The 21,709-nt window shown below is 66.4% G+C and carries 21 protein-coding genes; 16 read left to right on the top strand and 5 right to left on the bottom strand.

Going from position 1 to position 21,709, the window contains the following annotated elements:
* Nucleotides 1–19 precede the first annotated feature (19 nt).
* The 13 genes from argB (at nt 20) to ABD767_RS02040 (ending at nt 13,292) form a co-directional block, all read left to right on the top strand.
* Nucleotides 20–910, top strand: coding sequence for an acetylglutamate kinase (gene argB, locus ABD767_RS02100; protein WP_344867947.1), 891 nt, complete (start codon nt 20–22; stop codon nt 908–910).
* A 76-nt stretch (nt 911–986) separates the two neighbouring features.
* Nucleotides 987–1,640 carry a nucleoid occlusion factor SlmA gene (slmA, locus tag ABD767_RS02095; protein WP_344867946.1) on the top strand — a complete coding sequence of 218 codons (654 nt, stop codon included), beginning with the start codon at nt 987–989 and terminating at the stop codon, nt 1,638–1,640.
* A 233-nt stretch (nt 1,641–1,873) separates the two neighbouring features.
* Nucleotides 1,874–2,164, top strand: coding sequence for a GIY-YIG nuclease family protein (locus tag ABD767_RS02090; protein ID WP_344867945.1), 291 nt, complete (start codon nt 1,874–1,876; stop codon nt 2,162–2,164).
* Between the two features lie 263 nt (nt 2,165–2,427).
* Nucleotides 2,428–3,075, top strand: coding sequence for a TetR family transcriptional regulator C-terminal domain-containing protein (locus ABD767_RS02085; protein WP_103045294.1), 648 nt, complete (start codon nt 2,428–2,430; stop codon nt 3,073–3,075).
* A gap of 49 nt (nt 3,076–3,124) precedes the next feature.
* Entirely contained in the window at nt 3,125–4,921 is a 1,797-nt protein-coding gene (locus tag ABD767_RS02080) for an acyl-CoA dehydrogenase C-terminal domain-containing protein (RefSeq protein ID WP_103045295.1), read from the top strand.
* A 157-nt stretch (nt 4,922–5,078) separates the two neighbouring features.
* Nucleotides 5,079–5,507: a DUF2147 domain-containing protein gene (locus ABD767_RS02075; protein ID WP_103045296.1), complete on the top strand. Its 429-nt coding sequence runs from the start codon at nt 5,079–5,081 to the stop codon at nt 5,505–5,507.
* Between the two features lie 130 nt (nt 5,508–5,637).
* The gene (locus tag ABD767_RS02070) at nt 5,638–8,061 is read left to right on the top strand and encodes a 3-hydroxyacyl-CoA dehydrogenase NAD-binding domain-containing protein (RefSeq protein ID WP_103045297.1); all 2,424 of its coding nucleotides are present in this window, start codon (nt 5,638–5,640) and stop codon (nt 8,059–8,061) included.
* 293 nt (nt 8,062–8,354) lie between these two features.
* A complete protein-coding gene (locus tag ABD767_RS02065) occupies nt 8,355–8,768 on the top strand; it encodes a DUF559 domain-containing protein (RefSeq protein WP_103045298.1) in 414 nt (137 codons plus the stop codon).
* A 5-nt stretch (nt 8,769–8,773) separates the two neighbouring features.
* A complete protein-coding gene (locus ABD767_RS02060) occupies nt 8,774–9,970 on the top strand; it encodes an acetyl-CoA C-acyltransferase (RefSeq protein WP_103045299.1) in 1,197 nt (398 codons plus the stop codon).
* Nucleotides 9,963–10,823 (top strand): alpha/beta hydrolase family protein, encoded by an 861-nt coding sequence (locus tag ABD767_RS02055; protein WP_344867942.1) that lies wholly within the window; start codon nt 9,963–9,965, stop codon nt 10,821–10,823. The genes ABD767_RS02060 and ABD767_RS02055 overlap by 8 nt, the downstream gene beginning before the upstream one ends.
* Before the next feature lie 88 nt (nt 10,824–10,911).
* A complete protein-coding gene (locus ABD767_RS02050) occupies nt 10,912–11,499 on the top strand; it encodes a PEP-CTERM sorting domain-containing protein (protein WP_103045301.1) in 588 nt (195 codons plus the stop codon).
* Between the two features lie 138 nt (nt 11,500–11,637).
* Nucleotides 11,638–12,501, top strand: a complete 864-nt coding sequence (locus tag ABD767_RS02045; RefSeq protein WP_344867940.1) for an acyl-CoA thioesterase — start codon at nt 11,638–11,640, stop codon at nt 12,499–12,501.
* Between the two features lie 5 nt (nt 12,502–12,506).
* Nucleotides 12,507–13,292 carry an enoyl-CoA hydratase gene (locus ABD767_RS02040; protein WP_425549882.1) on the top strand — a complete coding sequence of 262 codons (786 nt, stop codon included), beginning with the start codon at nt 12,507–12,509 and terminating at the stop codon, nt 13,290–13,292.
* A gap of 731 nt (nt 13,293–14,023) precedes the next feature.
* Here the strand turns inward: ABD767_RS02040 and ABD767_RS02035 are convergent.
* Complete coding sequence (locus tag ABD767_RS02035) at nt 14,024–14,560, bottom strand: hypothetical protein (protein ID WP_344867936.1); 537 nt, start codon at nt 14,558–14,560, stop codon at nt 14,024–14,026.
* Between the two features lie 280 nt (nt 14,561–14,840).
* On the opposite strand from ABD767_RS02035, the gene ABD767_RS02030 reads away from it, so the two are divergent.
* Complete coding sequence (locus tag ABD767_RS02030) at nt 14,841–15,248, top strand: type IV pilin protein (RefSeq protein WP_344867934.1); 408 nt, start codon at nt 14,841–14,843, stop codon at nt 15,246–15,248.
* A 69-nt stretch (nt 15,249–15,317) separates the two neighbouring features.
* The gene (locus ABD767_RS02025; protein ID WP_344867932.1) at nt 15,318–17,015 is read left to right on the top strand and encodes an O-antigen ligase family protein; all 1,698 of its coding nucleotides are present in this window, start codon (nt 15,318–15,320) and stop codon (nt 17,013–17,015) included.
* 48 nt (nt 17,016–17,063) lie between these two features.
* On the opposite strand, the gene ABD767_RS02020 is transcribed toward ABD767_RS02025, so the two are convergent.
* The 3 genes from ABD767_RS02020 to ABD767_RS02010 are packed head-to-tail and all read right to left on the bottom strand — an operon-like array spanning nt 17,064 to nt 17,961.
* Complete coding sequence (locus tag ABD767_RS02020) at nt 17,064–17,432, bottom strand: RNA-binding regulator (RefSeq protein WP_344867999.1); 369 nt, start codon at nt 17,430–17,432, stop codon at nt 17,064–17,066.
* Nucleotides 17,433–17,441: 9 nt separating this feature from the next.
* On the bottom strand, nt 17,442–17,705 hold the full coding sequence (gene infA, locus ABD767_RS02015; protein ID WP_103046591.1) for a translation initiation factor IF-1: 264 nt from the start codon (nt 17,703–17,705) through the stop codon (nt 17,442–17,444).
* 37 nt (nt 17,706–17,742) lie between these two features.
* Nucleotides 17,743–17,961: a hypothetical protein gene (locus ABD767_RS02010; RefSeq protein WP_103046592.1), complete on the bottom strand. Its 219-nt coding sequence runs from the start codon at nt 17,959–17,961 to the stop codon at nt 17,743–17,745.
* A gap of 589 nt (nt 17,962–18,550) precedes the next feature.
* Here ABD767_RS02010 and thiC point away from each other — a divergent pair.
* A complete protein-coding gene (gene thiC / locus ABD767_RS02005) occupies nt 18,551–20,437 on the top strand; it encodes a phosphomethylpyrimidine synthase ThiC (protein WP_103046593.1) in 1,887 nt (628 codons plus the stop codon).
* A gap of 550 nt (nt 20,438–20,987) precedes the next feature.
* Here thiC and ABD767_RS02000 read toward each other — a convergent pair.
* A complete protein-coding gene (locus ABD767_RS02000; protein ID WP_103046120.1) occupies nt 20,988–21,704 on the bottom strand; it encodes an RNA polymerase sigma factor FliA in 717 nt (238 codons plus the stop codon).
* Nucleotides 21,705–21,709 lie beyond the last annotated feature (5 nt).

The following is a 21,709-nucleotide window of genomic DNA, read 5'->3' as shown; positions in this document are numbered from 1 at the left end:
CACTCACACCCCACCGACCATGACCGATCCGTCCTCCATCACCCCGCGCGACAAGGCCGAAATCCTGGCCCAGGCGCTGCCCTACATCCGCAAGTTCCACGGCAAGACCATGGTCATCAAGTACGGCGGCAACGCCATGACCGACCCGGCGCTGCAGCAGGACTTTGCCGAGGACGTGGTGCTTTTGAAGCTGGTCGGCATGAACCCGGTGGTGGTGCACGGCGGCGGGCCGCAGATCGAGGCGGCGCTCAAGCGCCTGGGCAAGCAGGGCCATTTCGTCCAGGGCATGCGCGTGACCGACGCCGAGACCATGGAGGTGGTCGAGTGGGTGCTGGCCGGCGAGGTGCAGCAGGACATCGTGGGTCTTATCAACCAGGCGGGCGGCAAGGCCGTGGGCCTGACCGGGCGCGACGGCGGCATGATCCGCGCCAGGAAGCTCAAGATGCTCGACCACAAGGATGCCAGCGTGGAGCACGACGTGGGCCAGGTGGGCGACATCGTCGCGATCGACCCGAGCGTGGTCAAGGCGCTGCAGGACGACGCCTTCATCCCAGTGGTCAGCCCCATCGGCTTTGGCGAGGACAACGAGAGCTACAACATCAACGCCGACGTGGTCGCCAGCCGGCTGGCCTCGGTGCTCCAGGCCGAGAAGCTGGTGATGCTGACCAACATCCCCGGTGTGCTCGACAAGCAGGGCCAGCTGATCACCGAGCTGACGCCGGCGCAGATCGACGCGCTGATTGCCGACGGGACGATCAGCGGCGGCATGCTGCCCAAGCTGGCCGGCGCCATCGACGCGGCCAAGGCGGGGGTGAATGCGGTGCACGTGGTCGACGGCCGCGTGCCGCATTCGATGCTGCTGGAGATACTGACCGACCAGGCCTATGGGACGATGATTCGCAGCGAGTGAATGCGGTGGCGATTGGCGTGTGCCGCTGCACAGCGGATACGATATGTGACAACTTCCGCTGCACACGCCATACGACATGTCGCATACCACGTCCGCTTCCGAGACAAACGCTGCTGCCGAACCGGTAACCTCTTCGCCGCGTCGCCGCCCCGCCCCTGGCCAGCGCCGCCTGCAGATATTGCAGACGCTGGCCCAGCTGCTGCAGGAGCCCGGCGCCGAGCGCGTGACGACGGCGGCGCTGGCGCGCCAGCTGCAGGTGAGCGAGGCGGCGCTGTACCGGCATTTCGCCAGCAAGGCGCAGATGTTCGAGGGGCTGATCGACTTCATCGAATTGAGCGTCTTCACACTGGTGCAGCAAATCCAGCAACAGCAGGGCGACGGCGAGCATGAGGGCGCGCGCAGCGCGGCGCGCATCGTGGCGGTGGTGGCGCAGTTTGCCGAGGCCAACCCGGGCCTGGCGCGCGTGATGGTGGGCGACGCACTGGTGCTGGAACACGTGCGCCTGAACGAGCGCATGGAGCGCTTCTTTGGCAAGGTCGAGGCGCAGCTGCGCCAGTGCCTGCGCCCCCAGGCGGACACGACCAGCGTGGTCGCTCCGGCGGCTGAGGCGCAGTTGCGCGCGGCGCTGCTGGTCGACCTGCTGCGCGGGCGATTGCAGCGCTGGGTGCGCAGCGGCCTGCATGAGCGGCCGACCCGGCAGTTGATGGAGGCGTTGGCGCTGGTGCTGTGATGCGCCGACGGGCGGCGGCGCTTGCTGCTGCCAATCCGGGGCGGGTGGGTTTGTGCCTCGGCTTTCTTTGCGGAGGTGGGGACTGGATTCCGGCCTGCGCCGGAATGACGACCTCCATTCCGTCATTCCGGCGCAGGCCGGAATCCAGTCCGCCCACGCCGCAGCTGTGCCAGTTGGGAACCACCGACCGGTCGTCATTCCGGCGAAAGCCGGAATCCAGTACCCTGCGCCCCATGAAGCAGCCCTGCGTCTACATCCTGGCAAGCGCCCGCAATGGAACGCTTTATACGGGTGTGACGTCCAGCCTGATCCAGCGGGTATGGCAGCACAAGAATGACTTGGTTGAAGGATTCACCCGCAAATACCGGATTCATACCCTGGTGTGGTTTGAGATGCATGAAACCATGGAGTCGGCGATCCGGCGCGAGAAGGCGATCAAGGAGTGGCGGAGGGCGTGGAAGATGGCGCTGATTGAAAAGGGTAATCCGGGTTGGGTTGATTTGTACCCGGGTCTTCTTGATTGAGGTGGGGACTGGATTGCGGCCTGCGCCGCAATGACGACCTCTACTCCGTTGGTCCAGCGCCTCTACCGTGCAGTCCGTCATTCCGGCGCAGGCCGCAATCCAGTCCCGCCCTTTGCCAATATGCCGCCCCGGACATGGTGTGGCGAACCGGTTGGGCGTTAGGTGTTTACCCTTGAATTCCCGCCCGTCCCTACGCGCGCACTGGCGTCGTGCGCAGGAGTGATGCAAAATAGCACGATCGTTCGTTTTATCGTCTGCTTCCCATGCCCCTCACCCGTCCCGCAGCCAAGTCCGCCCATGCCAGCACCCGCGAAAGCCGGGCGTTGCACAAGGGGCAGCAGACCAAGGCCGCCATCGTCGATGCAGCCTTGGGGCTGGCCGCGCATGCCGGGCTGGAGGGGCTGTCCATTGGCGCGCTGGCCGACGCGACGGGCATGAGCAAGTCGGGTGTGTTCGCCCACTTCGGCTCGCGCGAGGAGCTGCAGATCTCCGTGGTGCGTGAGTACCACCACCGTTTCGAGCAAGAGGTGTTCTACCCCGCCATGCAGCAGGAGCGCGGCCTGGCGCGCCTGCGGGCGTTGTTCGACAACTGGATGCAGCGCACCTCGACCGAACTGGACTCGGGCTGCATCTACATCGGCGGTGCGGTCGAGTTCGACGACCGCCCCGGCCCGGTGCGCGACGCGCTGGTCGATTCGGTGCGCATCTGGCTGGCGGCGGTGCGTCGCGCCATCGTGCAGTGTTGCGAAAGCGGGCAGCTGCGCGCGGGTACCAATGCCGACCAGATGCTGTTCGAGATCCACGGCTTGATCCTGGCGCTGCACTACGAGGCGCGGTTTCTGCGCACGCCCGGCTCGATCGCGCGTGCGCATACCGGTTTCGACAACATCCTGGCGCGCTACGGCGCGTAGTTTTCTTTTTTTCCATCGATCCCCCCCTCTCAATCCAAGGAGTCCGCACATGCCTACCTACACGCCGCCGCTGCGCGACATGCAATTCGTGCTGCACGAGGTCTTTCAGGTCACCGAGGCCTTCAAGGCCATGCCGCGCCACGCCGACGTGGACGCCGACACGATCAACGCCGTCCTCGAAGAAGCGGGCAAGTTCGCCGCCGAGGTGACGTTCCCGCTCAACATCAGCGGCGACACCGAGGGCTGCCAGCTCGACAACCAGACGCATGAGGTGACTACGCCCAAGGGCTTCAAGGAGGCCTATCAGCAATACGTGGAAGGCGGCTGGCCCGCGCTGTCGTGCGAGCCCGAGTACGGCGGCCAGGGCCTGCCCTTCGTCGTCAACCAGTGCCTGTACGAGATGCTCAACAGCGCCAACCAGGCGTGGACCATGTACCCCGGCCTGTCGCACGGCGCCTACGAGGCGCTGCACGCCCACGGCACCGACGAGCAGAAAAAGCTCTACCTGCCCAAACTGACCAGCGGCGAGTGGACCGGCACCATGTGCCTGACCGAGCCGCATTGCGGCACCGACCTGGGCCTGCTGCGCACCAAGGCCGAGCCCGTGGGCGATGGCACCTACAGGATCACCGGCAACAAGATCTTCATCAGCGCCGGCGAGCATGGCTTTACCAGCAACATCGTGCACCTGGTGCTGGCGCGCCTGCCGGACGCGCCCAAGGGCAGCAAGGGCATCAGCCTGTTCGTCGTGCCCAAGTTCAAGGTGGGCGCCGACGGCAGCATTGGCGAGCGCAACCCCATCTACTGCACCGCGCTGGAGCACAAGATGGGCATCCACGGCAACGCCACCTGCGCGCTCAGCCTGGACGGCGCCATTGGCACGCTGGTGGGCCAGCCCAACAAGGGCCTGGCCGCGATGTTCGTGATGATGAACGCCGCCCGCCTGGGCGTGGGCAACCAGTCGCTGGGACTGACCGAGGTTGCCTTCCAGAACGCGCTGGTCTACGCCAAGGACAGGTTGCAGATGCGCTCGCTGTCGGGCACCAAGGCCAAGGACAAGGAGGCCGACCCCATCATCGTCCACCCCGACGTGCGCAAGATGCTGATGACTGCCCGCGCCTACGCCGACGGTGCGCGCGCGCTGCAGGTGTACTGCTCGCTGCTGGTCGACCAGGAGCAGCACCACACCGATGAAAAAGTGCGCAAGGACAGCGCAGAGCTGGTCGCGCTGCTGACCCCCATCGTCAAGGCCTTCGTGACCGACAACGGCCACATCAGCACCAACGCCTGCATGCAGGTCTTCGGCGGCCATGGCTTCATCAAGGAATGGGGCATGGAGCAGTACGTGCGCGACAACCGCATCAACATGATCTACGAGGGCACGAACACCGTGCAGTCGCTGGATCTGCTGGGGCGCAAGGTGCTGGGCAACCAGGGCGCGACGCTCAAGAAATTCGGCAAGCTCATCGGGCAGCTGGTGGCCGAGGAGGGCGTGAACGAGGCGATGTCCGAGTTCATCACCCCGGTGGCATGGCTGGGCGAGCAGATGACGAAGTTCACCACCGAGATCGGTTTCAAGGGCTTCCAGAACCCCGACGAGGTGGGCGCAGCCGCCGTGGACTACCTGCGCGTGGCCGGCCACCTGGCGTTTGGCTACATGTTTGCGCGCATGGCGCAGGTGGCGCTGCGCAAGATCGCCGAGGGCAGCGAGGATCCGTTCTACACCGCCAAGCTGCAGACCGCGCGCTTCTACTTCGCCAAGCTGTTCCCCGAGGTGCATTCGCTGATGCGCACCGCGCGCGCGGGCAGCAAGGTGCTGATGGAGACCGACGCGGCGCTGGCCTGAGCGACTTTCTCCCTCCCCCTTTGGGGGAGGGCCGGGGTGGGGGCTGGCGACATCCACGCCCCGATATCGGCACACTGCCGGTGCTCTGGCCCCCATCCCCGCCTTCCCCCAAAGGGGGAAGGAGTAAATCCCTGCTATTTTTGCCCCCGGAGCCCTTATGAAACACCTGTTTGCAGCCCTTGCGCTGGCCACCCTGGCCGCACCCGCGCTGGCACAGATGACGCCCGTTGGCGTGTGGAACAGCATCGACGACAACACGGGCGAGGCCAAGGCCGAGATCCGCATCGTGGACAACGGCGGCGCGCTCAGCGGCCGCATCGAGAAGACGCTGCGCCCCGGCGCCAAGACCGAATGCACCGAGTGCACGGACGACCGCAAGGGCCAGCCCATCGCCGGGCTTGAGATCATCCGCGGCGGCAGGCAGGCCGACGGCAAGGAGGTCTGGGAGGGCGGCAAGATCCTCGACCCCGAGAACGGCAAGGAATACCGCGCCACCTTCACCCCCATCGAGGGCGGCAAGGAGCTGCAGGTGCGCGGCTTCATTGGCCCGTTCTTTCGCACGCAGGTGTGGAAGCGCGTGCAGTGAAGAGTGAATCTCCCTCCCCCTCTGGGGGAGGGCAGGGGTGGGGGTCAGCCACGCTGGCCGAGCGCGCAAGCCCCCATCCCAACCCTCCCCCAGAGGGGGAAGGGGTTTGAAAACCGAAAAAGGAACATCCATGTCCCGATTCAACGTAAAGAAAGTCGCCGTGCTCGGCGCGGGCGTGATGGGCGCGCAGATCGCGGCCCACCTCGTCAATGTGAAGGTGCCGGTCGTCCTGTTTGACCTGCCGGCCAAGGATGAACCCAAGAGCGCCATCGCGCTCAAGGCGATTGCCAACCTGAAGAAGCTCAAGCCCTCGCCCATTGGCGTCGCGGCAGATGCCGACCTGATCCAGCCCGCCAACTACGAAGAGCACATGGGCCTGCTGGCCGACTGCGACCTGGTGATCGAGGCGATTGCCGAGCGCATGGACTGGAAGCAGGATCTGTACCACAAGATCGCGCCGCACGTTCCCGCGCACGCGCTGCTGGCCAGCAACACCTCGGGGTTGTCGATCACCAGGCTGTCCGAGGCGCTGCCCGAGCAGCTGCGCCACCGCTTTTGCGGCATCCACTTCTTCAATCCGCCGCGCTACATGCCGCTGGTGGAGTTGATCGCCACGCCGACGACCGAGCCGCAGGTGCTCGACCACCTGGAGGCCTTCGTCACGAGCGGCCTGGGCAAGGGCGTGGTGCGTGCCAAGGACACGCCCAACTTCATCGCCAACCGCATCGGCATTGCCGGCATGCTCTCGACGATGCAGGAGGCCGACAAATACGGCCTGAGCTTCGACGTGGTCGACGACCTCACCGGCAAGAAGCTGGGCCGCGCCAGCAGCGGCACCTTCCGCACTGCCGACGTCGTGGGCCTGGACACCATGGCCCACGTCATCAAGACGCTGCAGGACAACCTGAGCCTGGACGCTGCCAAGGGGGCTGCGCAGTTCGACCCGTTCTATGGCAGCTTTGGCACGCCGGCGGTGCTGGCCAAGCTGATCGCGCTGGGCAACCTGGGCCAGAAGACCAAGGCGGGCTTCTACAAGAAGGCCGGGCGCGACATCCTGCGCTTCGAGCTCGACAGCGAAGACTACGTGCCCGCCGGCGCCAAGGCCGACGAGGTCTACGCCCGCATGCTGAAAAAGCCTGCGGCAGAGCGCCTCAGGCTGCTGCGCGACGCCAAGGGCGCCGAGGGCCAATTCCTGTGGGCCATTTTGCGCAACGGCTTTCACTACGCAGCGGTGCACCTGGCAACGATTGCCGAGACCGCGCGCGACGTGGACCAGGCGATGCGCTGGGGCTTCGGCATGAAGCAGGGCCCGTTCGAGCTGTGGCAGGAGGCCGGCTGGCTGGAGGTGGCGAAGATGGTTCAGGAGGACATCGACGCCGGCCGCGCGCTGTGCCGTGCGCCGCTGCCCGACTGGGTCTTCAATGGCCCGGTGGCCGAGGCCGGCGGCGTACACACCGCCCAGGGCTCGTGGAGTCCGGCGCAGGGCAGGTTTGTCGCGCGCCGCGAGCTGCCGGTCTACGCGCGCCAGCATTTCCCTGAAAAGCTGCTGGGAGAGGACAACCTGCCCGACTGGCGCACCGCAGGTACCACGCTGGCTGAGACCGACGCGCTGCGCGCCTGGACGCTGGACGGCAAGGTCTTGATCGCCTCGATCAAGAACAAGATGCACGCCATCAGCCCCGACGTGATGGAAGGCCTGGTCGAGGCGCTGGAGCTGGCCGAGCGCGAATACGAGGGCATGGTGATCTGGTCGGGCGACGCGCCGTTCTCGGTCGGCGCCGACCTGCAGGCGACGATGCCGGCCTTCGTGGTCGCAGGCATCGACGCGATCGACGGCATCGAGCACGAACTGCAGCAGCTCATGCTGCGCATCCGCTACGCCCAGGTGCCGGTCATCTCGGCCATTCACGGCATGGCGCTGGGCGGCGGCTGCGAGCTGGCCGTCTACAGCGCGCGCCGCGTGGCGCACATGGAAAGCTATCTGGGCCTGGTCGAAGTGGGCGTGGGCCTGGTGCCCGGCGCCGGCGGCCTGACCTACGTCGCCCGCCGCGCGGCCGAGGCGGCCGAGAAATCCACCGGCAAGGACTTGCTGCCCTTTCTGACCGAGGGCTTTACCGCCGCGGCCATGGCCAAGGTCGGCATGAGCGCGATCGAGTCGCGCCAACTGGGCTATCTGCTGGAGTCCGACATCATCGTGCCGCACAAGGACGAGCTGCTGTTCGTCGCGATCAACGAAGTCCGCGCCATGTTTGCGGGCGGCTGGCGCGCGCCGCTCAAGCGCCTGTTCCCGGTGGCGGGCCGAAGCGGCATTGCCACCATCCGCGGCCAGCTGGTCAACATGCGCGGCGGCGGCTTCATCAGCGACCACGACCAGCACATCGCCACGCAGATCGCCGAGATCGTCTGCGGCGGCGACGTGGACGCCGGCACGCTGGTGAGCGAGGACTACCTGATGGGCCTGGAGCGCAAGGCCTTCTGCGCGCTGATCCAGCACCCCAAGACGCAGGAGCGCATTCTGGGCATGCTCAATACGGGCAAGCCGGTGCGTAATTGACGATGGCCGGCGCCTGTGTGGTCTTGCTCCTTCCCCCTCTGGGGGAGGGCCGGGGTAGGGGCCAGCGCCGCTGGCTGAGGCGCGCCGTTGCTGTCGTCCCGGCCGCCCCCATCCCTGCCTTCCCCCAGAGGGGGAAGGAGAGGGCACGTGGTGCGGATTGCTGCGCCGCGCCGCTCCCTCCCCCCTTGGGGGAGGGCTGGGGTGGGGGTCAGCGATGCTGGCTGAGGCGCGCCGTTGCTGTCGCACCAACCGCCCCCGCCCCTGCCTTTCCCCAAAGGGGGAAGGAGTAAGCCATGCAATACCAAGCCAACTCTCGTGCGCGCAGCAATGCGGTGGTGTTGCGCCGTGCCATGACGGACTCGGAGCGCAAGCTCTGGAGTGGTCTACGCGGCGAGCAGCTCGGTGTGAAGTTCCGCCGCCAGCACCCGTTGGGCTCTTGCATCGCAGACTTTGCCTGCCTGGAGCCCCGGCTGGTCGTTGAACTGGATGGCTCGCAACACCAGGAGCAGGCTGAATACGACGCACGCCGTGATGCTTTTTTCCATGCCCAGGGGTTTGCCGTGCTGCGCTTTCCCGCCAACGCGCCTTTGCTGGAGCTCGAAGGGGTGCTGCAGGCCATCGCGCACCAATTGGCTGCCTTGCAGCACCAGCCGTCCCCATCCCAGCCTTCCCCCAGTGGGGGAAGGTGCCAGATACCCAAGGAGTGATTCCCATGAAACAAATCCAGGACGCCTACATCGTCGCCGCCACGCGCACGCCCATCGGGCGGTCGCACAAGGGCTTTTTCCGCAATTACCGGCCTGACGACCTGCTGGCCACCATCATTCGCGCGGCGCTGGCGCAGGTGCCCGGCCTCGACCCGAAGGCGGTGGAGGACGTGATCGCCGGTTGCGCCATTCCCGAGGCGCAGCAGGGCCTGAACGTCGCGCGCATCGGTGCGGTGCTGGCCGGCCTGCCGACCAGCGTCAGTGGCATCACCGTCAACCGCTTCTGCGCCTCGGGCCTGTCGGCGGTGCAGATGGCGGCCGATCGCATCCGCGTGGGCGAGGCCGACGTGATGATTGCCGCCGGCGTCGAGAGCATGAGCATGGTGCCGATGATGGGCAACAGCCCCAGCCTCTCGCCCAACATCTTCACGCGCAGCGAAGACGTGGGCATTGCCTACGGCATGGGCCTGACGGCCGAGAAGGTGGCGCAGCAGTGGAAGGTCTCGCGCGAGGCGCAGGACGCGTTTGCGCTGCAGTCGCACCAGCGCGCCATTGCCGCGCAGCAGGCGGGCGAGTTTGCCGACGAGATCACTCCGATCGAGGTCACCGACCGCGGCGTGGATCTGCAGGCAGGCGAGGCGGTGGCCAAAACGCGCACCGTCAGCCTGGACGAAGGCGCGCGCCCGGACACCACGCTCGAAGGCCTGGCCAGGCTGCGCACCGTGTTTGCCGCGCGCGGCACGGTGACGGCCGGCAACAGCAGCCAGACCAGCGACGGCGCCGGCGCGCTGATCCTGGCCAGCGAGGCGGCCGTCAAGCGCTTTGGCCTGACGCCGCTGGCGCGCTTCGTCAGCTTTGCCAGCAAGGGCGTGCCGCCCGAGATCATGGGCATCGGCCCGATCGAGGCGATTCCGGCCGCGCTGCGCTACGCCGGCCTCAAGCACGAGGACATGGGCTGGATCGAGCTCAACGAGGCCTTTGCCGCGCAGTCGCTGGCGGTGATCCGCACGCTGGGCCTGAACCCCGACGTGGTCAACCCGATGGGCGGCGCGATTGCGCTGGGCCACCCGCTGGGCGCCACCGGCGCCATCCGCTCGGCCACCGTGGTGCACGCGCTGCGCCGCAAGAACCTGAAGTACGGCATGGTCACGATGTGCGTGGGCATGGGGCAGGGCGCGGCGGGCATCTTCGAGCGTGTCTGAAGCCAGGCAGTTGGTGCAGGCCGGCGGCACGCAACTGGCGCTGCAGGTGCACGAAAGCACGGGGGATGCCCGCGCCAGCGTGGTGCTGGGCTGCGCCATCGGCGTGCCCCAGCGCTATTACCAGGACTTTGCAGCCTGGCTGGCGCGGCAGGGCTTTCGCGTCACGACGTTTGACTACCGTGGACACGGCGCGTCGCTGCAGGGGCCGGCGCGGCGCGTGCGCGCCAACCTGCTGGACTGGGCGCGCGACTACGAGGCCGTGGTGGCGCAGGCGCGTGCCCAGCTGCCCGGTCGGCCGCTGTTTCTGCTGGGCCACAGCCTGGGTGCGCAGCTGCCGGGGCTGTTCCAGCGGCCTGGCCAGGTCGATGGGCTTCTCGCCGTGGCCGCAGGCAGCGGCTACTGGCGCGAAATCGCGCCGCAGGCGCGGCGCCGGGCGCATCTGCTGTGGTACGGGGTGCTGCCCGCGTCCACGCTGGCCTGCGGCTACTTTCCGGGCCGGCGCCTGGGCGTGATCGGCGACCTGCCCGCGGGCGTCGCCTGGCAGTGGCGCCGCTGGTGCCTGAGTCCGCGCTACAGCGTCGGCGCCGAGGGCGAGGCGGTGGCGCGCAGCTATGCGGCAGTGCGCTATCCCATCCACGCGCTCAGCTTTGCCGACGACGAGATGATGACGCTGCGCGGCACGCAGTCGCTGCTGGCGCTGTACGCCGGCGCGCCGCGGCAGATCGAGCGCATCGACGCCCAGGCCGTGCAGGGCGCGCGCATTGGCCACATGGGATTTTTCCGCAGTGCGTTCGAGGCCAGCCTGTGGCCGCGTGCGGCGGCCGTGCTGCAACGCTGGTGCGCCGATGCATGACACGGCCGCGTGCATTCGGCGCGTTGCTGGCGCTCAGCCTAAAATGGCGGGTTTGCCGTTGTGCAATGACGATCGACAGGGGAAGAATATGTTGAAAAAAATGTGGGTTTCGGTGGCGCTGGCGTGCGCAGCAGTGGGGGCTTCTGCGGAAACCCTGGATTTCAATGACCTGGGAACGACGGGCTTCGTCACGGTGCCGCAGGACTACGCCGGCCTGACCTGGGACAACTTTTTTGCCGTCGGCAAGGACTCCTACTATGGCCCTTACGGCGATGGCGTGGTCTCGGGCTCGCATGCGATCAGCAATTCCAGCGGGGGCAGCGCCAGCTTTTCCAGCGCCACGGCCTTCACGCTCGACAGCCTGTACCTGACCAAGGTGTATTTCAGTGGCACGACGACCATCCAGGCGTACGACGGCGGCGTGCTGGTCGCAACCAAGGAGGTTGCCTTGAACGCCGGCACGCCCACGCTGGTGCAGTTCGACGACTGGGGGCCGCTGTTGGTGAACAAAATCGTGATCTCCGGCGGTGACAGCAGCGCGCAGGTCGTCATTGACGACATCAGCTTCGGCTCCGCCGCCGTCAGCCCCGTTCCGCTGCCGGCCTCGGGCCTGTTGCTGGGCGCCGGCCTGCTGGGCATGCTGGGCGTGCAGCGCCGCAAGCGGCGCGCCGCCTGATACGCCGGAACCTCGTCGTTGATTGCACGGGGAGCGAAGCGGCCGCGAGGCCGCTTTTTTTCGCCATGACCGTCTTGGCGGGCCTCAGTCACGAACACGACGCCCGCTGTCGACACGACGCGGCACACTTGCACGACCATGAACACGACCACCTTGACCCCCGAGCAGGCCGGCCAGGCCCTTCATCCGCTGGACGATGCGCTGGTGCTGGCGCCCACCGGCCGCGCCCACGAATTTTCCGGCCGCACCACGCCAGCCTACTGGAACATGGTGGGGCCGTATGGCGGCATCACCGCCGCCACGCTCTTGCAAGCCGTGCTGCAGCACCCGGACCGCATTGGCGAGCCGCTGTCGCTGACCGTCAACTTTGCCGCGGCCGTCGGTGAGGGTGCGTTCACAGTGCAGGCCACGCCGGTGCGCACCAACCGCTCCAGCCAGCACTGGAGCATCGTGCAGCTGCAGGCAGGCAGCGACGGCGTGGCGCAGGTGGTCAGCACGGCCACGGCCATTACCGCGGCGCGCCGCACCACCTGGGGCGTGGCCGACACGCCGGCGCCGGCCGTGCCCACGCCGCAGCAATGCACGGTGCTGGCGCGCGACCATTTCCCCGTCCAGTGGCTGCGCCAGTACGAGATGCGCCCGATCACCGGCAGCATCCCGACGCAATGGGACGGCTGCGGCGAGACCAGCCTGTCGCAGCTGTGGGTGCGCGACGCCCAGCCGCGCGCGCTGGACTTTGCCAGCCTGGCCGCGCTGGCCGACGTGTTCTTCCCGCGCGTATGGCTGCGCCGCGCGCGCCACGTGCCTGCGGGCACGGTGTCGATGACGGTGTACTTTCACGCGGGCGGCGCCGAGCTGGCCGCGACCGGAGCCGGCCATCTGCTGGCCCAGGCGCGCGCGCAGGACTTTCGCAATGGCTACTTCGACCAGAGCGCGCAGCTGTGGAACGAGGCCGGCCTGCTGCTGGCGACCAGCCACCAGATCGTCTACTACAAGGAATGAAAACCATGGACACGCAAGACATCCTGGTGCACACCGAGGCCGGTGTCACCACCCTCACCTTCAACCGCGCGGACAAGAAGAACTCGATCACCGAGGCCATGTATGCGGCCATGGCCGACGCGCTGCAGGCGGCGCGCGCGGATGGCGCGGTGCGCTGCGTCGTCTTCCAGGGCGACATGGCGGTCTTCAGCGCCGGCAACGACATTGCCGACTTCCTGCAGCAGGCGCAGGGCGCTGGCCGGGCACCGGCGGGCGAACGCCCGGTGTGGCGCTTTCTGCGTGAAATCTCCACCTTCCCCAAGCCGCTGCTCGCGGCGGTCTGCGGGCCGGCCGTGGGCATTGGCACCACGCTGCTGCTGCACTGCGACCTGGTCTACGCCGGCGACAACGCCGCGTTCGCGCTGCCCTTCGTCAACCTGGGCCTGTGCCCCGAGGCCGCCAGCAGCCTGCTGCTGCCGCAAATGCTGGGCTACCACCGCGCGGCCGAGGCGCTGCTGCTGGGCGAGCCCTTCCTGGCCGAGGCGGCGCTGGAGGTGGGCCTGGTCAACCGCGTGGTGCCGCCGGCCGAGTGCAACGCGCTGGCCCAGGCCCAGGCGCGCAAGCTCGCCGCCAAGCCGCTGGCCGCGCTGGTCGAGACCAAGCGCCTGATGAAGGCCGGCCAGGCCAGCCAGGTGGCCGCGCGCATGCAAGAGGAGGGCGAGAGCTTCGGCCGCCTGATGGCCGGCGCGGCAGCCAAGGAGGCCTTCACCGCCTTCATGGCCAAGAGAAAGCCGGACTTCAGCAACTGCTGAGCCAACTCCGCACGCGGCCCCGTCCCCGTCATTCCGGCGAAGGCCGGAATCCAGGACGTCCCGCCTGGCAGCCACGCCGCGCTGCGGCCCCGCGTCAATTCGCTCCGCTTGTCAGCGCCGTCCGCAGCTGCTCCCGTGCAATACCGCTACCGGGGTTGCAATCCGGTACCGGCGTCAGTGGGCGAACCTCTGGATTCCGGCCTTCGCCGGAATGACGATGGGAGGATGAGGCCGGCTGCTTCGTCCCCGCCCAACCCTGCAGGAGCGCGGCCCCGCAGCTTTGCCCCCGTCATTGCGGCGAAGGCCGGAATCCAGGACGTCCCGCCTGGCAGCCACGCCGCGCTGCGGCCCCGCGTCAATTCGTCCCGCTTGTCAGCGCCGCCCGCAGCTGCTCCCGTGCAATACCGCTACCGGGGTTGCAATCCGGTACCGGCGTCAGTGGGCGAACCTCTGGATTCCGGCCTTCGCCGGAATGACGATGGGAGCATGAGGCCGGCTGCTTCGCCCCCGCCCAACCCTGCAGGAGCGCGGCCCCGCAGCTTTGCCCCCGTCATTCCGGCGAAGGCCGGAATCCAGAAGCCTCACGGCCCAGTCCGACTATCAGGGCGCAATCCCCAACCGCGCCCGTCATTCCATTTCTATATCGATCGAGTACGCGAAGGTGAAGCGCAGACAGTGCTGTAGCACGACAAGCGAAGCCGACAAAGTAATCGGTTGATATGGAAATGGAATCACCCGTGCGCCGTCAACCCATTCGCCAGCAGGGCCTGTAGCTGCCCCCGCGCAATGCCGTGGCCCTGGGCTGCGGCCTGGGCCACCAAGGCCAGGGCTCTTGCCTGGGTTTGCTGCGGGTTGCCGCCAGCCTCGTCCAGGCCGGCGGCGGACAGCAGGCCCATCCAGTGCATGGCGTCGGCCTCGCCCTGGTCGGCGGCGCGGGCCAGAAAGTACAGCGCCACGCGGGCGTTGCGGGCGGCGTCCGCGCCGTTGTCCGCCACCAGCGCCGCGGTGGCAAAGCGCGCGCCCATGTCGGCCTGGGCCGCGGCGCCGCCCTGGTCGGCGTCCAGCAGGGTCTGCGTGTCCTCATCGCCCCATGCGGGCGGCAGCGCGTCCATCAGCGCCTGCAGCGGCACCAGGCCGCGGCCGCTCGCGTCGTCCAGGCGGGGCACCTGCCCGCCCTCGGCGCGCCGCTGCCAGGTGCGCAGGCTAAGCCCGGTCAGCGCGGCGGCGCAGGCCAGCGTGATGTGCGGGGAGGAAGGCGACGCGGTCATGGCGGGATTCTATTGAATCGCACCGGCAAGCCGTGGGCGCCATTCGGCGTAATGAAATGGTAGGCGGCCCGGCTGCTTGGCCGTTGTCGCCCCGACCGGGCGACGCGGCGCGCCGGTGTCGCGCCAAAACGGCGACAAGCCCCGCGCTGTCACCTTCGGGAGCGGCCAAGCCTTGTATTAAGGCGTGAAAACCTGTGACAAAAAGTTGGCACGCTGCTTGCGTGGAGGAAAGCGACTGGCCTTACTTGTTGGCCGGCGTTTTCAACCAAGGAGGTTTTTCATGAAACACCAGCTTCGCAAGACGGCCCAGCAGGGCTTTACCTTGATCGAACTGATGATCGTCGTGGCGATCATTGGTATTTTGGCGGCGGTGGCGCTGCCGCAGTATCGCACTTACACGGAAAAATCCGGTGAGGCGGCGTGCTTGGCCGAGGCCAAGAGTGCGATGGGAGGCTTGGTTGCAGCTCTTGCAAATGATGAAAAAGAATTGGTGCCATCGATTGCTTGGAGCCAGTGCGATGACACCACTGGTGCTGCAAATACTTGGAGTACATATCAGGGTGATCTGGCTGAGGTTCCCAGCGCAGTTGATGATAATTTGACATTTACTCCTAAAAAACGTCGCGGTACTAATGTTGTTGTATGTGAGGTCGGTAGCGGTAATTGCGAGGTTTCTGGTACGCCTTAATATGGTTCTATAAATAATAAGCAAAAGCGCCTATAGGCGCTTTTGCTTTATCAACTTTCGAGGCTCACGATGCAAAAAGAAAACCCCAATTACTATCTGCTCCTGGGCCTGTTTTCTTTTGTCCTGTCCATTGCCTGGCTGATTCCCAACCACAACCAACCCTGGACAACGTTTCATTCCGACTTCTGGGCGGCGCTGGTTCTGGGCTGTTGCGCCCTGATCTATGTGCTCATTGGCCGCAGCGCCACGCCGGTTCGGCTGGACGCACTGTCGCTGGCCACGTTGGGCTTGCTGGCCGTCTGCGTGCTGCAGTTTGCCGCGGGCAAGATCGGCAGTTTCGGCGTTTTCTGGGTCAGTGCGCTGTATCTGCTGGGGCTGTTGCTTGCCATCGTCGTTGGCCGGTGGTGGGGTGAGGCGCACCCGCGGCAGGTGCTGGGTTTTCTTTTTGGTGCTGCGGCGGTGGGCGCGCTGCTGTCGCTGCCGCTGCAGATTTACCAGCTGCTGGACCAGGAGTTTTTGACCATCTGGGCCAGGAGCGGCATGCAGTCGCGCTATCAGGCCAACCTGGGCCAGCCCAACCAGCTGGGCAGTCTGCTGCTGCTGGGCGTGGTGGGCCTGGGCTGGGCCTGGAGCCGCAAGCTGCTGCCGGCGGCCCTGGCCCTGCTGCTTGCCGCCGGCCTGTTGTTTGGGCTGGCGCTGACCGAGTCGCGCACCGGCTGGCTCAACGTGCTGCTCATCGGCTGTGCGGTGCTGTATTGGCGGCGAATTCCTGCAATCAAGAAGCTTGCGCTGGCTTTTGCGCTGCTGGTGGTTTTTTATGTGCTGTGCGTGCTGGCCGTTCCCCAGCTGAATGCCTGGGCGCATGGCGCCGACGGCGTGCGCGAAGTGCGCAGCCTGGCCGACAGCGGGCGGCTCAACATCTGGCATGTGCTCCTCAAGGCCTGCACGCTGCAGCCCTGGACGGGCTATGGCTGGGGGCAGCTGCGCCACGCCCAGTTTTCGTGGGACTTGATTCCCATCGACCTGGTCAAGGGGACGATAGGCCATGCGCACAATCTGGTGCTGGACTTGATGCTGTGGAACGGCATCCCCATCGGCCTGGCGTTCACCGCCGTTCTGGCCTGGTGGTGGTGGAAGGTGGCGGCCCGCGTCAAGACGGCCGACCAGTGGTTCATGCTGGCGTTTCTGGTGGTTTTGTTCACCCACGGCATGCTGGAGTTTCCGCTGCAATATGCGTATTTCTTATTGCCCGCCGGCATGATGATGGGGGCACTTTCGGCAAGCGTGGAGCTGCCGTTTCAAATCAAGCTGCCGAAATGGTCGATTTTCCCGGCGCTGCTGCTGGCCCTGGCCGCCGTCATGGTGACTGCGCGCGATTTCTTGATCATTGAAAATTCGCCCGTGCTGCTGATGGAGTTCAAGGAGCTGGAGGGCGACAAGCCCGATGTTTATGTGCCGGATATGTGGGTCTTGACCCATTTGCGCGACAACATCGTTCTGGCGCAGAAAAACCCCGTGAAATTCAATTCGCCCGCCGATATCGAGTGGGCCGAATATGTCGTGAGAACCACGTTTGGCGCCAACAGCATGTTTCAGCTGGCCGTCATGCATGCCTATGCGGGCGATGCCGATGCCGCGCATTTCTGGCAACACTTCGCCTGCCGCGCCACAGGAGATTCGGGGTGTGAAAAGTACCGCGAAAAGTGGGAAAAACTGGCGCCCAAATACCCGCCCATGGCCAAGGCCGGGTGGAAGCTGGCCGGGTAAGCGCCGCACGGGGCGCCGCGCCATGGCGCGTGCCCGCTTTTTGTCAGATCAATAGCGCTGGCCGCGGTAGCCGCCACGGTCGCCGCCGCCAAAGCTCTGGCGCGGCTCCATGGGGCGGGCAATGTTGACCGTCAGGTTGCGGCCTTCGACAGGCCTGCCGTTGGTGCCGTCAATGACTGCCTGGGCCTGGGCTGCGTTGTCCATCTCGACGAAGCCGAAGCCCTTGGAGCGGCCGGTGTCGCGGTCGGTCATGACCTTGGCGCTGGCGACGGTGCCGAATTGGGAGAAGAGCTCGTTCAGGGTGTCGCTGGTGACGGAGTAGGCCAGGTTGCCGACGTAGAGTTTGTTGTTCATGGTGTGCTTTCGGTGGTTTGGTGCCCGCGGGCAGGATGCGCGCGGGTGGGATGAGGAAAAAATGGGTGGTGTTCAGCGCCGGCGCGGTTGGCCGGGGCGGGGTGTACCCGAGCGCTGCTCGATGTGGCGGAAGGTGATACGCCCCTTGTTCAGGTCGTAGGGCGACATTTCCAGGGTCACGCGGTCGCCGGCCAGCACCTTGATGCGGTGCTTGCGCATTTTTCCGCCGGTGTAGGCAATGAGTTCATGGCCGTTTTCCAGCGTTACGCGGTAACGGGCGTCGGGCAGGATTTCGTTGACCTTCCCTTGCATTTCAATCAGTTCTTCCTTGGCCACGGTTCTCCTTTGTCGACGATGGTGGTGGGTAAATGGCTCATCCCAGCTGGTTGCACAGCACCAGGCTGCGGCCCTCGGCCATGGCGTATTGCACGGCCTGGCCGGCGCTGGCAAAGCGCGGGATGAAGCGAAAAATGCGGTCGTACATGCCGCGGCGGATGGAGACCGAGGCGATGAACAGGCCTTGTTCGGCGGATTGGGCCAGCGGCGTGACGGTGTAACCGCCCACGTGTTCGGCGTTTTGTTTCAAAAACATGGGTGCGGATGGTGCGCAAAGTGGCGCGGACCATCGGGAAAAAGGGGCAAAAACTCCAGCGGGTCAGACCGGTGGAGAGAGGGAGGAGTCCGGGGTTTGGGGTGCGGATCTCGGGAGGCGCGCCGGTATGCGGGCCGATGCACATGCGTGGTGTGCGGCGGCGTGCGTCAATGCGCAGGATGTACCGGTGATTGACGCGCAGGCACTGCAGTGGCAGGCAAAAAGCAGTGAACCGGCGGATTCTGCACTACTTTTGGTGAAATGCCAAGCGTTTTCGATCCGGCCCGGGGATGATGAATGCAAGCGCTGCAGGGCCGTATCGATCACGGATTACCCCCCATCCCGGTCGAAGCAGTCTTGCCCTCGCATCCCGCCGCAGGGCGGGCCTATACTCGCCGCTGCTCCGGGGTGCACGAAGGAAGTTTTTCCAGGCGTGCTGAGAAGAAAGGCCTTTTTCTTTCTACCCGCGAACTTGAACTGGCTAGTACCAGCGTAAGAAGAGCTGCAGCGGGATGCGTGCACCATGGGTGCGCGCCTGCATCCCGCCGATTGCGGAGCATTCCCTTTGTCTGTTTGAGGAATGCCCGCCATGAACGCTCCCGATTCGTTTTCCACCCTGCTGGCCCGCACGCGCGAGCCGTTTCCCGCTTCCACCAAGTCCTACATCATGGGCAGCCGCGCCGATGTGCGCGTGCCGGTGCGCGACATTGCGCTGACCAACGGCGAGGTGGTGAGCGTCTACGACACCTCCGGCCCCTATACCGACCAGGCGGTGCAAATTGACGTGCGCCGGGGTCTGCCCAGCGTGCGCGGCGCCTGGATCGAGGAGCGCGGCGACACCGAGGGCTATGCCGGACGCAAGCCGGTGGCGCTCGACGATGGGCAAAAGAGTGAGGACGCAGCGCGCCTGGCCGCCCTGCGCCAGCAGGCCGCCGCGCTGCAGCGCCAGCCGTTGCGCGCCAAGGCGGGCGCCAACGTCACGCAGATGCACTACGCAAGGCAGGGCATCGTCACGCCCGAGATGGAGTACGTGGCGCTGCGCGAGAACGGCCGTCGTGAATGGATGGCGCAGTACGTGGCGGACGCGGCGCGCGAAAAACGCCTGGCCGGCAATCCGATGGGCGCGATGATCCCCAAGATCATCACCCCCGAGTTCGTGCGCGATGAAGTCGCACGCGGACGGGCCATCATCCCGGCCAACATCAACCACCCCGAGGTGGAGCCGATGGCCATTGGCCGCAACTTCCTGGTCAAGATCAACGCCAACATCGGCAACTCGGCCGTCACGTCGAGCATCGACGAGGAGGTGGAAAAGCTGGTCTGGGCCATCCGCTGGGGCGCGGACAACGTGATGGACCTGTCCACGGGCAAGAACATCCACACCACGCGCGACTGGATCGTGCGCAACTCGCCCGTGCCGATTGGCACCGTGCCGATCTACCAGGCGCTGGAGAAGGTGGGCGGTATTGCCGAGGACCTGAGTTGGGAGATCTTCCGCGACACGCTGATCGAGCAGGCCGAGCAGGGCGTGGACTACTTCACCATCCACGCCGGGGTGCGGCTGGCCTTCATTCACCTGACTGCGGCGCGGCGCACCGGCATCGTCTCGCGCGGCGGCTCGATCATGGCCAAGTGGTGCATGGCGCATCACCGCGAGAGCTTTCTGTACGAGCACTTCGAGGACATCTGCGACATCATGAAGTCGTATGACGTCGCCTTCAGCCTGGGTGACGGCCTGCGCCCCGGCTGCGCCAGCGACGCCAACGATGAGGCGCAGTTTGCCGAACTGCACACGCTGGGCGAGCTGACCCAGGTCGCCTGGAAGCACGACGTGCAGACCATGATCGAAGGCCCGGGCCACGTGCCCATGCACATGATTGCCGCCAACATGACCGAGCAGCTCAAGACCTGCCACGAGGCGCCGTTCTACACGCTGGGGCCTTTGACCATCGACATCGCTCCGGGCTACGACCACATCGCCTCGGCAATAGGCGCCGCGATGATCGGCTGGATGGGCACGGCCATGCTGTGCTACGTGACGCCCAAGGAGCACCTGGGCCTGCCCGACCGCGACGACGTCAAGCAGGGAATCATCGCGTACAAGATCGCCGCGCATGCGGCCGACGTCGCCAAGGGCCACCCGGGCGCGCGGGCGCGTGACGACGCGCTGAGCCAGGCGCGCTTCGACTTTCGCTGGCAGGACCAGTTCAACCTGGGCCTGGACCCCGAGACCGCGCAGGAGTACCACGACGAGACGCTCCCGAAGGACGCGGCCAAGGTGGCGCATTTCTGCTCCATGTGCGGGCCGAAGTTCTGCTCGATGAAGATCACGCAGGAGGTGCGCGAATACGCCGCCGCCAAGGGCATGAGCGGCAGCGCGGCACTGGCCGACGGCATGGCGCGCAAGGCCGACGAGTTCAACCGCCAGGGCGGGTCGCTGTACGTGCCCATCAAGGTGGAGCCACGAGTCGGGTAAACACCTGATCAGCGACATGTCTCGGACACCTTCCCCCTTTGGGGGAAAGGCAGGGATGATGGCTGCTGGAGCGGCAGCAACGGCGTGCCTCGGCCAGCGTCGCCGGCCCCCACCCCAGCCCTCCCCCAGAGGGGGAGGGAGTAAGGCGCAGACGCTGGAAGCGTTGCCGCTGTTACGGCGAAAAACGCCTGATCAGCGGCGTGCCTCGGACTCCTTCCCCCTTTGGGGGAGGGCAGGGATGGGGGCTGCTGGAGCGGCAGCAACGGTGTGTCTCGGCCAGCGTCGCCGGCCCCCACCCCAGCCCTCCCCCAGAGGGGGAGGGAGTGAGGTGCAGACACGTCAGCGGCATGTCTTGGACTCCTTCCTCCTCTGGGGGAGGGCAGGGATGGGGGCTGCTGGAGCGGCAGCAACGGCGTGCCTCGGTCTGCGTCGCCGGCCCCCACCCCAGCCCTCCCCCAGAGGGGGAGGGAGTAAGGCGCAGACACACTGAGGCGCGCTGCATCGCCCCATTTTTCCAATGGATGAGCCGGAAAAGGCTTGGCCGCGACGCTCAATGCGCGCGCATCTTGGTGCGCAGCCGCGCGATGGCCTGGCTGTGCAGCTGGCACACGCGTGATTCGGTCACGCCGAGCACGGCGGCGATTTCCTTGAGGTTCATGTCCTGCTCGTAGTACATGCCCATGATGTACTGCTCGCGCTCGGGCAGCGACTCGATGGCTTGGACCAGCGAGCTGCGGATGCGCTGGTCGCGCAACAGCGCCACCGGGTCGGCGTCTTCGTCGGCCATGTGACGGTCGAGAAAGCTGCCCTCGTCGTCCTCGCCCGGGCGTATGTCCTCCAGGTAGACCAGCTGCGTGCCGCGCACCTTGCCCAGCAGCGACTGGTAATCCTGCAGGCTCATGTCCATCTCGGCGGCGATCTCCGACTCCAGCGGGCTGCGCCCGAGCTTTTGCTCGACGCGGCGCAGCGCCTGCTCGATGTCCTTCTGGCTCTTGCGCGAGCTGCGGCTCATCCAGTCGCCGCCGCGCAATTCGTCGAGCATGGCGCCGCGGATGCGCTGACTGGCAAAGGTCTCGAACTGCACGCCCTGCGAGGCCTCGAAGCGCGACAGCGCCTCGTTCAGCCCGATCATGCCGACCTGGATCAGGTCGTCGACCTCGACGTTGGGAGGCAGCTTGGCGATCATGTGGTGGGCGATGCGGCGCACCAGCGGCGCGTGCTGTTGCAGCAGCGCGTTGCGGTCAAGCTGTCCTTTGGCGGTATACATGGGTC

The organism is Comamonas faecalis (assembly GCF_039538025.1).
GTDB classification, from domain to species: Bacteria; Pseudomonadota; Gammaproteobacteria; order Burkholderiales; family Burkholderiaceae_C; genus Comamonas_C; species Comamonas_C faecalis.
Note: the sequence above shows the minus strand (reverse complement) of the source record. Positions and strands in the feature narration are given on the sequence as shown.

Excerpts from the sequence above, each read along its gene's own strand:
- ABD767_RS02050 (WP_103045301.1), top strand. The coding sequence starts at position 10,912 with ATGTTGAAAAAAATGTGGGTTTCGGTGGCGCTGGCGTGCGCAGCAGTG.
- ABD767_RS02010 (WP_103046592.1), bottom strand. The coding sequence starts at position 17,961 with ATGTTTTTGAAACAAAACGCCGAACACGTGGGCGGTTACACCGTCACG.
- ABD767_RS02070 (WP_103045297.1), top strand. The coding sequence starts at position 5,638 with ATGTCCCGATTCAACGTAAAGAAAGTCGCCGTGCTCGGCGCGGGCGTG.
- ABD767_RS02035 (WP_344867936.1), bottom strand. The coding sequence starts at position 14,560 with ATGACCGCGTCGCCTTCCTCCCCGCACATCACGCTGGCCTGCGCCGCC.
- ABD767_RS02065 (WP_103045298.1), top strand. The coding sequence starts at position 8,355 with ATGCAATACCAAGCCAACTCTCGTGCGCGCAGCAATGCGGTGGTGTTG.
- ABD767_RS02085 (WP_103045294.1), top strand. The coding sequence starts at position 2,428 with ATGCCCCTCACCCGTCCCGCAGCCAAGTCCGCCCATGCCAGCACCCGC.
- slmA (WP_344867946.1), top strand. The coding sequence starts at position 987 with ATGTCGCATACCACGTCCGCTTCCGAGACAAACGCTGCTGCCGAACCG.
- ABD767_RS02045 (WP_344867940.1), top strand. The coding sequence starts at position 11,638 with ATGAACACGACCACCTTGACCCCCGAGCAGGCCGGCCAGGCCCTTCAT.
- ABD767_RS02030 (WP_344867934.1), top strand. The coding sequence starts at position 14,841 with ATGAAACACCAGCTTCGCAAGACGGCCCAGCAGGGCTTTACCTTGATC.
- ABD767_RS02080 (WP_103045295.1), top strand. The coding sequence starts at position 3,125 with ATGCCTACCTACACGCCGCCGCTGCGCGACATGCAATTCGTGCTGCAC.
- ABD767_RS02000 (WP_103046120.1), bottom strand. The coding sequence starts at position 21,704 with ATGTATACCGCCAAAGGACAGCTTGACCGCAACGCGCTGCTGCAACAG.
- argB (WP_344867947.1), top strand. The coding sequence starts at position 20 with ATGACCGATCCGTCCTCCATCACCCCGCGCGACAAGGCCGAAATCCTG.
- ABD767_RS02040 (WP_425549882.1), top strand. The coding sequence starts at position 12,507 with ATGGACACGCAAGACATCCTGGTGCACACCGAGGCCGGTGTCACCACC.
- ABD767_RS02025 (WP_344867932.1), top strand. The coding sequence starts at position 15,318 with ATGCAAAAAGAAAACCCCAATTACTATCTGCTCCTGGGCCTGTTTTCT.
- ABD767_RS02060 (WP_103045299.1), top strand. The coding sequence starts at position 8,774 with ATGAAACAAATCCAGGACGCCTACATCGTCGCCGCCACGCGCACGCCC.
- thiC (WP_103046593.1), top strand. The coding sequence starts at position 18,551 with ATGAACGCTCCCGATTCGTTTTCCACCCTGCTGGCCCGCACGCGCGAG.
- ABD767_RS02075 (WP_103045296.1), top strand. The coding sequence starts at position 5,079 with ATGAAACACCTGTTTGCAGCCCTTGCGCTGGCCACCCTGGCCGCACCC.
- ABD767_RS02090 (WP_344867945.1), top strand. The coding sequence starts at position 1,874 with ATGAAGCAGCCCTGCGTCTACATCCTGGCAAGCGCCCGCAATGGAACG.